Genomic DNA, 2,811 nt, shown 5'->3' with positions numbered 1-2,811 from the left:
TTTCTTTAAAATCCTTATTTGGTGTATTCCATTATTATTAATTGGTGGGGCGATTTATTGGACCCTTTTCAAATTTTTCCCTGAAGTTTTAAACCAAATCAACACTTTTACGAGCAACACCGCAACTAAAACTAAAGCGTTATACGATAAAGCAACTCAACCAATTCGTAAAGTTATCGAGTATATCTATAATAAAGCAACAGGCAACGATAAAGATCCTAATCATACTTTTTCGCCAAAAGAGAAATTAGGTTGTTATCTAACGACTACTTTAAGTGTCATCGGAATTTGTTTCGGAATTGGAAAAGTCGGTCATTGGTTAAAAAGTGGCAAGAAAAAGACTATCAAAAAAGGAACTAAAACGATCATACAAAAGAAAGCTACTTCCAAAATAGCGAATCTCGGTGGGAAAATCATTAAAATTGGTAGTAAAGCTTTATTTTGGGTTTCTTTAGCTTCAACTGCTTATGAACTTTACCAATTTTATCAAGAAGAAACCAAAATCCCTAATCCTCCACAACCATTAACCCATAAAACGAAAAATCCCCCAACACCCATCTTCCAAGCACCATCTATTCAACAATCATTCAATCCAACCATTATCCAAAATGAAGAATCAACTTTAACTAATAATAATGAAGATAAAACAGAAACAACTCAAGAAGAAACAACTCAAGAAGAAAGTGAAACTGGTAACCTTAACAATCCCTGATCATGGTTCAGTTGAACAATCTCCAACTGAACCAAAACATCTCCAACAAGAACAACTCCCACAAACACCACCACTTGGTGAGGAATTAAAAGAAACTAACAAAACAACTGAAACGCAACAACTAACTCCTGAAGAAATCATCAAAGCCAAAAACTTATTAGAAATCCAACTCCAACAAGAAAACAATTAATAGTTTAGCTTTAGAAACACAAAAAGCTAATTTAGAACATGATTTAACTCAAAAACAAGAAGAATTAGAAAACAATCAAAAACTATCCGAACAAGAAAAACAAGAACTTCAAAAAGAAATCAATCAACAAACCGACAAAATCCGTTCTAAAGAAAACGAAATCTTTAACCAAGATCAAAAGATTAATCAATTAGAAACTGACCTTCACCAAGAAAAAACTCTTAACACCGAAAAAGAAAAACAAATTAATGAATTAATCAATCAAATCAACGAACAAAACCAAATAACTGAACAACTCCAAAACCAACTCCAAGCACAAAAATCCCTAATTGAAACTAAAAACCAAGAATTAATAACTAATCAAGCTTTATCTCAACAAGACAAACAAGCACTCCAACAGGAAATCAATCAATTAACTACTAATTTTCAACAAAAAGAAAAAGAATATCAAGCAACTATCTACCAAAAAGACCAAGAAATCACACAATTAAACCAAATCATCAATGAACAAGCCAATGAAATTAACCGTTTAAGCGAGGAATTAGAACAACAAATCGATAAATGGGTGCAACAAGGCCTTCACATTGAAGCGCTCGAAGGAACTATTAAAGCTTTAGAAAACGTCTCTGGTAAATATCTTGAAGAAAACGCCGAACTCCGTCATGAAATCAATAAACTTAAAGAACAAATAAAAGACGAACAAAAAGCCCATGAAGCAACTAAAGTAAAATTAAAAGAAAACAGTGATAAATTAACCAATAAAATAACAGAATACGATAAAATTAAAAACACCATAGAAAACCAAAAAACCTTGAAAGGTTCAATTCAACCCTTTACTAATAAAATTAAAAAAGATATAAACGAAACATCTATTAAAGTAAAATCTTGGTTCAAAAAATGGTTTTAATTAAAATTAAAAAGTCAAATGTGTTAAAATGTTGGTATGTTATAAATTGTCCGAAAGGAATTAATCATGTTTAATATTAAAAAAATCATTAAATGGTTTTTTATTATTTTAGGAATACTTCTTTTTTTATTTATCGGTTTTATTGTTTTAACCGAAATGGAAATCATTAAGTTATCAAAAGAAGAAATTCCTAGTTTAATCAAAACAAAATTCGAAAACATTGAAGAATGGTATGACGATAATCAAAAATGTACAATGATTAAAGCCAAATACACCTTTGATGGTTTAAATGGCATCGGTTATTATGAACAACAAAAACTTAAGGCAGAACAATTATTTCGTGAACGAGAATCATTAGAAAAACAAGCTAAAGAAAAAAACCTACAAATTTATTTAAATGATAAAGCTATAGATATGAATAGTTCACCTAATAATCCTGAATTAGATCATTTATCACAAAAAATCATGAAAAATCACAATGAAATAATCAAAATAAATCAAAAATTAATATTAGACCGCCTTGAACTTCAAAAAGAACCCTCTAACTTAGTTTGTTACATCAAAGACCGTCATCCCTTCGACCGTTGGAATAAAAGAGGTTTAACTTACGATCGTACCACTTTAGACGGATTTGATTCTGCTTCTTTCGATATGAAAGATGACAGTCATTTAAATTATTATATCAATTTCGAAAAACAACAACATGAAGGCCCAGGTTATAACAATTTAATCATTAAATACAAAGGCCCTAAACACTTCTTAGAAGACGACAAAGACTATTACCTTGGTCGCGCACGTGTTCACGATTTCAATTTTTAATTAACTGATTTCCACCTCCACTTCAACCCTGTCCGTAGAACTTTATCAATTTACCAAGATAAACATAATAACGATAAAGTTAAAGAAGCCGAATATAATAAAAGAACCAGAGATGACTGGTGATAAAAAAAGAATAAAAATAAAAGGAGATTTAATTAATGGTTAAATTAAAAAAATATTTAC

General features: G+C 30.0%; 3 protein-coding genes and 1 pseudogene. All 4 read left to right on the top strand.

The annotated features are described in order from the left end of the window. A partial coding sequence (locus tag OL66_RS03985; protein WP_034172256.1) for a hypothetical protein occupies nt 1–712 on the top strand: 712 nt, incomplete at its 5' end. Next, nucleotides 684–902, top strand: coding sequence for a hypothetical protein (locus OL66_RS04305; RefSeq protein WP_238568794.1), 219 nt, complete (start codon nt 684–686; stop codon nt 900–902). The genes OL66_RS03985 and OL66_RS04305, both read left to right, overlap by 29 nt. A gap of 565 nt (nt 903–1,467) precedes the next feature. Continuing rightward, nucleotides 1,468–1,809, top strand: coding sequence for a chromosome partitioning protein ParA (locus tag OL66_RS04300; RefSeq protein ID WP_238568793.1), 342 nt, complete (start codon nt 1,468–1,470; stop codon nt 1,807–1,809). A gap of 66 nt (nt 1,810–1,875) precedes the next feature. Beyond that, nucleotides 1,876–2,751: pseudogene (locus OL66_RS01975) on the top strand (hypothetical protein). Nucleotides 2,752–2,811 lie beyond the last annotated feature (60 nt).

Source organism: Chrysanthemum yellows phytoplasma (assembly GCF_000803325.1).
In the GTDB taxonomy this organism is placed as follows: domain Bacteria; phylum Bacillota_I; class Bacilli_A; order Acholeplasmatales; family Acholeplasmataceae; genus Phytoplasma; species Phytoplasma asteris.
This window is presented reverse-complemented; position numbering and strand designations above follow the sequence as displayed.